The sequence below is a fragment of the Mesorhizobium sp. CNPSo 4661 genome (assembly GCF_057784215.1).
Map to the genome: position 1 here is coordinate 122,907 of NZ_JBWGIO010000020.1, position 8,087 is coordinate 130,993.

An 8,087-nucleotide genomic window follows, 5' to 3' on the forward strand; every position below is an offset into this window, starting at 1 on the left:
TACCAGCGCAATGTGGGCAAAAGGTGACAGGTTTTTTAGTTAAACCTAACGCATTTCAGTGGGCGCGTCTGCCCCGATCAGCGTCAGGCCGGAGGTCAAAACATCCGAAACAGCCTGCACCAGCCCTAGTCTGGCATAGGTTGATTCTCGGTCGTTAACCTTAACAAAACGTAAGTCCTGGTTGTCATGGCCGCGATTCCACTGTGCATGGAAGCCGGAAGCGAGATCGTAGAGGTAGAATGCGAGCCGGTGCGGCTCCAGCGAAAGCGCCGCGGACTCGATCAGCCGGGGATATTCAGCCAGCTTCCGGATCAGCGCGATCTCACCCTCGTCCGTCAGCGCAGCCACGGAAGCCGCGAGCCGGTTGCGGTCGAAATTTGCCTCGCCAAGCTGCTCGCTCGCCTGCCTGAAGACGGAATGGCAACGCGCCGACGCATACTGCACGTAGAACACCGGATTGTCCTTCGACTGCTCCGTGACCTTGGCGAAGTCGAAATCCAGCGGCGCGTCGTTCTTGCGGTAAAGCATCATGAAGCGGATCGGGTCGCGGCCGACCTCGTCCACCACCTCTCGCAAGGTGACGAAATCGCCGGACCGCTTCGACATCCTGACGGGCTCGCCGTCACGGAACAGTTTTACGAGCTGGCAAAGCAGCACGGTGAGCTTGACCGTATCGCCGGCAACCGCCCGCGCCAGCGCCTCGAGCCGCTTCACATAGCCGCCATGGTCGGCGCCAAGCACATAGATCAGGTCGACGAAGCCGCGCTCGACCTTGTCCTTCAGATAGGCGACGTCGGCCGCAAAATAGGTGAACGAACCATCCGACTTGACGAGCGCCCGGTCCATATCGTCGCCAACCGCGGTCGAGCGGAACAGCGTCTGCTCGCGGTCTTCCCAATCGTCCGGCTTCTCGCCCTTGGGCGGCGGCAGCGTGCCCTTGTAGATATGCCCTTTGAGGGTCAGGTCGGCGATCGCCGCCCGGATCTTCCTGGCATTGTCGGCATGCAGCGTGCGCTCCGAGAAGAACACGTCGTGGTGCACGTTGAGCAACGCCAGATCCGCGCGGATCATCGCCATCATCGCATCGACGGTGCGGTCTTTGACGATCGCCAGCGCTTCATCTTCCGGCATCTGCAGCAGGCCACGACCGAATTCCTTGGCCAGCGCCTGGCCGACGGGGACCAGGTAATCGCCCGGATAGAGACCGGACGGGATCTCGCCGATATTGTCGCCGAGCGCCTCGCGATAGCGCAGGAACGCCGAGCGTCCCAGCACATCGATCTGCGAACCCGCGTCGTTGATGACGTATTCCTTGGTCACGTCGTAGCCGGCGAAGGCCATCAGATTGGCCAAGGCGTCGCCGACCACGGCGCCGCGGCAATGGCCGACATGCATGGGCCCGGTCGGGTTGGCCGAGACATATTCGACATTGGCCTTGCGGCCGCCGCCGATGGTCGAGCGGCCATAGTTGCGCCCCTCGCCAAGCAGCGCTGTCAGATGCGTGTGCCAGAACGCGTCCTTGAGCCTGAGATTGACGAAGCCCGGCCCGGCGACATCGGCTGAGGCAACGTCCGCGTCGGCGCGAAGCGCTTCGGCCAGTCTTTCGGCAAGCGCGCGCGGGTTCTGTCCAGTGGGCTTGGCCAGCACCATCGCCGCGTTGGTTGCGAGATCGCCGTGGCTCGCATCGCGCGGCGGCTCGACCGCGATGCGCGACAGGTCGAGCGCGGCCCCGTCCTTGTCTTTCAGGTCAAGGGCTTCGACGGCCTTTACGATCCGCGCGTTGAAATCGGCGAAGATATTCATTGGATATGCTCTGGGCTTTAAGAGGCGACCGGCTCGATGGCCGGCAAAATCGAGGCTCGCCCTAGCTCAAATCGGGCGTATGGTCAAACAGACGCCGATGTTCCTTGAGCGCATAGGTGTCGGTCATGCCGGCCAGGAAGTCGGCAACGCTGCGCGCCTTGATGCGGTCCTCGGCCCGGTCGAGCCCTTCGCGCCAGCCATCGGGCATGACGCGCGGATCGGCGAAATAGACGTCGAACAGCTCGCGCACGATGCGCTCGGCCTCTGCCCGCACCCGCATCACTTCCGGGTGCCGGTAGAGGTGCTTGTAGAGGAAAGCCTTCAGTTCCTTCTCCGCCGCGGCCATCCCCGCTGAAAAGGTCACCAAGGTCTCGCCCGCCGCCCGCACCGCATCGGCGCTGTCCGGTTTCAGGCGCTCGATATTGGCGGCGGTCGATGCAATGACGTCCTCCACCATCAGTGTGATCTGCCGGCGCAGCAGCTCGTGGCAGGTGCGGACGTCGTCAAGCTGGGGATATCGCTCACGAACGCCTCTCAGGATCGAGCCGGGCAGGCCGACCTCCCCCAGCATGTCCAGCGTCAACAGGCCGGCGCGCAGGCCGTCGTCTATGTCATGGGTGTTGTAGGCGATGTCGTCGGCGATCGCGGCGCACTGCGCCTCGATGCCGGCGAAACGGTCGAGCTCGAGGTCGTGCAGCTCGGAATAGTCGCGGATCGCTTGCGGCACCGGACCCTTGAGCCCCTTCCCGTTCGCATCGGTCAACGGGCCGTTATGCTTGACCAGCCCTTCCAGTGTCTCCCAGGCAAGGTTCAGCCCGTCGAATTCGGCGTAGCGCCGCTCGAGCCGCGTGACCACGCGCAGCGACTGGGCGTTGTGGTCGAAACCGCCCCAGGCGGCCATCTTCTCGTTCAGCGCGTCCTCGCCGGTGTGGCCGAAGGGCGTATGGCCGAAATCATGCACCAGGGCGACTGCTTCGGCCAGATCCTCGTCGCCGCGCAGCGCTCGCGCCAAGGCACGCGCGATCTGCGCCACCTCGATCGAATGCGTCAGCCGCGTGCGGTAGTGGTCGCCCTCATGCGCGACGAACACCTGCGTCTTGTGCTTCAGCCGGCGGAAGGCGGTGGAGTGGATGATGCGGTCGCGGTCGCGCTGGAACGGCGTGCGGGTCGGGCTTTCGGGCTCCTCGAACAGGCGCCCGCGCGAGCGCGCCGGGTCGCTCGCATAGACGGCGCGCGGCCGATCGCCGAACCCGATGTCGCCGAGAGCATCCTTGCCCTGCCGCTCGTTCATTGACCCACCAGTTGACTCAGGCCCGCCTGCTTCATACCTATCATCTGAAACCGAAAGCAAGGTGACGCCGATGGGCGCGGATGCCAAGACTGCCATGAAGGTCGAAATGACTGATGCCGCGGCTAAGCGGATTGCCAGGATTGTCTCCGGCGAACCAGGCAAGACGGCGCTGCGCGTTTCCGTCGAAGGCGGCGGCTGCTCGGGCTTTTCCTACAAGTTCGACCTCGTCGGCAGCCGCAACGATGACGACGTCGCCATCGAGAAGGATGGCGCGACGGTCCTGATTGATGACCTGTCGCTGGTCTATATGGGCGGCTCGGTGATCGATTTCGTCGACGACCTGATGGGCCAGTCCTTCCAGATCAGGAATCCGAACGCGGTTGCTTCCTGCGGCTGCGGCACCAGCTTCTCAATCTGATCGACCGAGACTTCGCAGGCCTATGACCGGTGCGGACCGGGTAGCCCTTGGCTGTCGCCCGGCTATTGGCAGGAATGCGAATGGACGGCCTTTCTAAAGGCCGGCGCAGGCAATACGATCGGCTTCGTCGAACGCCTTCCGTCCGAACAGCATCGAGGCCTGCATGAAGATCGTCACCTGGAACATCAACGGCGTTCGCGCCCGCATCGGCAACCTCACCCACTGGCTGACCGAAAGCGCGCCGGACATCGTGTGCCTGCAGGAGATCAAGACGGTCGATGAGCAGTTCCCGCGCGCCGAGATCGAGGCGCTGGGCTACAATGTCGAGACCAACGGCCAGAAGAGCTTCAACGGCGTCGCGATCCTGTCGAAGCTTCCTTTCGACGAGGTCAACCGCGGCTTGCCGGGCGACGACGCGGATGACCATGCACGCTTCATCGAAGGCGTCTTTTCGACCGACCAAGGCGCCCTGCGCGTCGTCTCGCTCTATCTGCCGAACGGCAACCCGATCGACGATGAGCGGAAGTTTCCCTACAAGCTGGCCTGGATGGCGCGGCTGGAGCGCTGGGCGCAAGAGCGACTGCGCCTGGAAGAGGCGCTGGTGCTGGCCGGCGACTACAATGTCATCCCGGAACCGGCCGATGCCCGCTTTCCCGAAAACTGGCTGGGCGACGCGCTGTTCCAGCCGCAGACGAGGCAAGCCTTCCGCCGGCTGAAGAATCTCGGCTTCACCGAGGCGGTGCGCGGTGTGACCGACTCGCCTGGCGTCTACACCTTCTGGGATTATCAGGCAGGCGCCTGGCAGAAGAACAACGGCATCCGCATCGACCACCTGCTGTTGTCACCGGAAGCCGCCAACCGTTTTGCGTCGGCCTCGGTGGAAAAGCACGTCCGCGCCTGGGAAAAGCCGTCCGACCACGTGCCGGTCGCGATCGAGCTCAGTCTGCAGCCGGCCTGAGACGTCCTGCCGTCAGGACCTGATCTCGCCACAAATCCCGTCTTTGATATGGATTGCTGTGGGGGTTGAATGGCGATCCGATTTCCTTTTCGGCCGGTCGGCCTTGCTTTGGCGCTTGCCGCACCAACGCCATCGCTGGCGGCGCCGACCTGTCTTGCCAATGGCAAATCCTTCGATGTCGGCCAGACGGCGTGCCTGACTATTGCCGGCGAAAGTCACCTCGCCCGTTGCGACATGGTCCTCAACAACACGTCCTGGACCAGGATCAAGGACGAATGTCCGGGGGAAGCGCCCAAACCGCACCCGACATCGCTCTCGACTCCGACGCCTGGTCCTGCGCCGACAGAGCCGACCGAGAACTGAAGCGCCGCCGATCTCCCCACCATCCAGGTTACGCTACGCACACATCTTCCGTGACTGGCGTGCCTGATCAGGCCGAGGCTTGATTGCCACGTGGTTCCCCCAATCCGTCGCTGCTTCGCAGCGCCACCTTTCCCCCCTCCGGAGGGAAAGGAAGGGAGGGTTGCTGGACGGAGCGTTGACGACAAAAAGCTTGGCGCCTTTCCTCTACCCCGTCGATCGGGGGAGAGGTGGCTCGGCGAAGCCGAGACGGAGTGGGGGTCGACCAGCGCTGCACTAGAGAATGCATGCGCTAAGCTACCACGCACGCTATCGTCAAACCCGCGCTTACTGGTCGCCGTTATTTCCCTTGGTCAGGATATCGTCCGCGAGCGAGATCGCGGTCCGGCGATCGGCCTCGCCGGCCGCGGCGAAAGCCTCTTCCTGCATGTTGCGGATCCAGGGCTGATCGGCCGCCGGAGCCCGCTGCAGCGCCGCCGTCATCATCGCCAGGCCGCGCACGACCTTGCCGCTCTGGAACAGAAGGTTGCCGAGCGTCGCCTGCGCGCCGGCATGGCCCTTCTCGGCGGCCAGTTGCAACCAGCGGCCTGCCTGCTTGACGCTGGCCTTCACGCCGCCCTCGCCCTTGAGGAACATCTGGCCGATCTCGAACTGGGCGTTCGGATTGCGGTAGTTGGCGGCGGCGCGCATGTAATATTCCTGCGCCGCAACCTCGTTTTCCTCGACGGGGGTGCCTGGAATGCCCTTGCGAAGATAGTCGCCGAGCGCCACCAGCGCGTCCGACACATAGCTTTCTTCCGGCGAGCCGGGCTCGACATCCTGGTCGACGATTTCCGAGAAGAACTTGAAGGCGGCATAGTCGTCGCGCGTCACGCCGTCGCCTTCGGCATACATGCGCGCAAGCTTCCAGGTGGCGCCGATCTGGCCATTCTCGGCGGCATATTTATAGGCTTCGACCGCCTGGTCCTTGTGGCCGCTCTTATAGGCGGAGAAGCCGAACTGGAACACCGCCCAAGGGCTCGACTGCGGCTTCACGCCGGTCTTGTCGTCAAACACCTTGTCGTCGAAGGCCATGGCCTGCCCGACGGCGCCCAAGGTCGCGACTGCGACCAGTGCCGGTAGGACAAACGACCTCAACACCTCAGATGTCCGCATAGCAGTGTGTTTCTTTCGCACCGCCGGGATGGGTCACCGCGCCGTCGCGGGCCGACCCTACGGTCTGCGCATATTTCCAGATCGCGCCGGACTGATAGTCGGTCTTGCGCGCCTTCCAATTCTTTGCCCGGGCCGCCAGCTCGGCGTCCGACAAGGCAACTTCGATCGTGCCCTTCACGGCGTCGATCGAGATCACGTCGCCATCCTTGATCAGCCCGATCGGACCGCCGACCGCCGCCTCCGGCCCGACATGGCCGATGCAGAAGCCGCGCGTGGCGCCGGAGAAGCGCCCGTCGGTGATCAGCGCCACCTTGCCGCCCATGCCCTGGCCGTAGAGTGCGGCCGTCGTCGACAGCATCTCGCGCATGCCCGGACCGCCGCGCGGCCCCTCGTAGCGGATGACGAGAACCTCGCCTTCCCGGTAGTCGCGCTGCGTGACCGCTTCGAAGCACTCCTCTTCCGAATCGAAGCAACGCGCCGGACCCGAAAATTTCAGTTCCGACATGCCCGCGACCTTCACGATCGCACCTTCGGGGGCAAGGTTGCCCTTCAAGCCCACAACGCCGCCTGTCTTGGTGATTGGCCGATTGGCGGGACGCACAACATCCTGGCTCTCATTCCAGGCAACGTGCTCCATATTTTCGGCCAAAGTGCGGCCGGTGACCGTCATGCAGTCGCCATGCAGATAGCCATGGTCGAGCAGCGTCTTCATCAGGAGCGGAATGCCGCCGGCTTCGAACATGTCCTTGGCGACATATTTGCCGCCCGGCTTGAGGTCGGCGATATAGGGTGTCTTCTCAAAGATCGCCGCCACGTCAAACAGGTCGAACTTGATGCCGGCCTCATGCGCGATCGCCGGCAAATGCAGCGCCGCGTTGGTCGAGCCGCCGGTGGCGGACACGACGGTCGCCGCGTTCTCCAGCGCCTTGCGCGTGACGATGTCGCGCGGCCGGATGTTTTTGGCGATCAGTTCCATGACCTTTTCGCCTGAGGCGAAATTGAAGCGGTCGCGCATTTCATAAGGCGCCGGCGCGCCGCAGGAATAGGGCAGCGCGAGGCCTATTGCTTCAGCGACGGTCGCCATGGTGTTGGCGGTGAACTGGGCGCCGCAGGAGCCGGCGGAGGGACACGCCGCCTGCTCGATCTCGAGCAGATCGGCATCGCTTATCGTGCCGACCGAATGCTGGCCGACCGCCTCGAACACGTCCTGCACGGTGATTTGCCGGCCGCGATAGCTGCCGGGCAGGATCGAGCCGCCATAGATGAAGATCGACGGCACGTTGAGGCGCACCATCGCCATCATCATGCCGGGCAAAGACTTGTCGCAGCCGGCAAGTCCGACAAGGGCATCGTAGCAATGACCGCGCATGGTGAGCTCGACCGAATCGGCGATCACCTCGCGCGACACCAGCGACGACTTCATGCCCTGGTGGCCCATGGCGATGCCGTCGGTGACGGTGATGGTGCAGAACTCGCGCGGCGTGCCGTTGGCGGCCGCGACGCCCTTCTTGACCACTTGCGCCTGGCGCATCAGCGAGATGTTGCAGGGCGCGGCCTCGTTCCAGCAGCTGGCGACGCCGACCAAAGGCTGCGCGATCTCGGCCGCCGACAGGCCCATGGCATAGAGGTAGGAACGATGCGGCGCGCGCGCCGGACCAACGGTCACGTAGCGGCTGGGCAGCTTGGCCTTGGAGATTGCCTTGTCGTCCATCATCGTCCTTGCCGCACACCCCGCGGCCGGTCCCATCGCCGAGCCAACCTGGCACGCATCCCGGGACATATCTCGGGTGCTCCGGGTTTATGGCGGGAAATGGGCAGTTCCCTCTGTCAGACTTCTACAGCAGGGGTTGTTCAGAAAGTGTTGCCGAAACGTCACAATCGTATCGGGCGCCAGTTGCGCAACAGCGATCAAAGCACCAAAGTGAGCCGCCTGCTGGACAATAAAAAAAGGCCGGGCAGTGCCCGGCCTTCAGACCGCTGACAAACCCCGTCGATTTTCGGCGGGGTTTTGTTTTGTGGATAGATTGCGCTCGGCAAATAGATGTCAGGAGGCTGCCGCGGCGGATTGGCCTCATGCGAGGCTTGGTTTGGGTTTTGGCCAG

8 protein-coding genes are annotated in these 8,087 nt (G+C 63.8%); 3 read left to right on the forward strand and 5 right to left on the reverse strand.

Features of this window, described 5'->3' with window-relative positions; translation table 11 throughout:
- Positions 1–45: 45 nt before the first annotated feature.
- Both argS and AC0YKC_RS27395 read right to left on the reverse strand, forming a co-directional pair.
- Entirely contained in the window at positions 46–1,803 is a 1,758-nt protein-coding gene (argS, locus tag AC0YKC_RS27390) for an arginine--tRNA ligase (RefSeq protein ID WP_488513338.1), read from the reverse strand.
- Between the two features lie 61 nt (positions 1,804–1,864).
- Positions 1,865–3,094, reverse strand: coding sequence for a deoxyguanosinetriphosphate triphosphohydrolase (locus AC0YKC_RS27395; RefSeq protein ID WP_488513339.1), 1,230 nt, complete (start codon positions 3,092–3,094; stop codon positions 1,865–1,867).
- Positions 3,095–3,164: 70 nt separating this feature from the next.
- Between AC0YKC_RS27395 and erpA the strand changes: the two genes are divergently transcribed.
- From erpA to AC0YKC_RS27410, 3 genes are all read left to right on the forward strand, one after another.
- A complete protein-coding gene (gene erpA / locus AC0YKC_RS27400) occupies positions 3,165–3,512 on the forward strand; it encodes an iron-sulfur cluster insertion protein ErpA (protein WP_488513340.1) in 348 nt (115 codons plus the stop codon).
- A 163-nt stretch (positions 3,513–3,675) separates the two neighbouring features.
- Positions 3,676–4,470, forward strand: a complete 795-nt coding sequence (gene xth, locus AC0YKC_RS27405) for an exodeoxyribonuclease III (protein WP_434723093.1) — start codon at positions 3,676–3,678, stop codon at positions 4,468–4,470.
- A gap of 69 nt (positions 4,471–4,539) precedes the next feature.
- A complete protein-coding gene (locus AC0YKC_RS27410; RefSeq protein ID WP_320295437.1) occupies positions 4,540–4,833 on the forward strand; it encodes a hypothetical protein in 294 nt (97 codons plus the stop codon).
- A 324-nt stretch (positions 4,834–5,157) separates the two neighbouring features.
- On the opposite strand, the gene AC0YKC_RS27415 is transcribed toward AC0YKC_RS27410, so the two are convergent.
- The 3 genes from AC0YKC_RS27415 to AC0YKC_RS27425 form a co-directional block, all read right to left on the reverse strand.
- Positions 5,158–5,985, reverse strand: coding sequence for a tetratricopeptide repeat protein (locus AC0YKC_RS27415; RefSeq protein WP_488513341.1), 828 nt, complete (start codon positions 5,983–5,985; stop codon positions 5,158–5,160).
- Entirely contained in the window at positions 5,972–7,696 is a 1,725-nt protein-coding gene (gene ilvD / locus AC0YKC_RS27420) for a dihydroxy-acid dehydratase (RefSeq protein WP_488513346.1), read from the reverse strand. The genes AC0YKC_RS27415 and ilvD overlap by 14 nt, the downstream gene beginning before the upstream one ends.
- A gap of 197 nt (positions 7,697–7,893) precedes the next feature.
- The coding region (locus AC0YKC_RS27425) for a hypothetical protein (RefSeq protein WP_488513342.1) at positions 7,894–8,087 on the reverse strand (194 nt) is incomplete at its 5' end.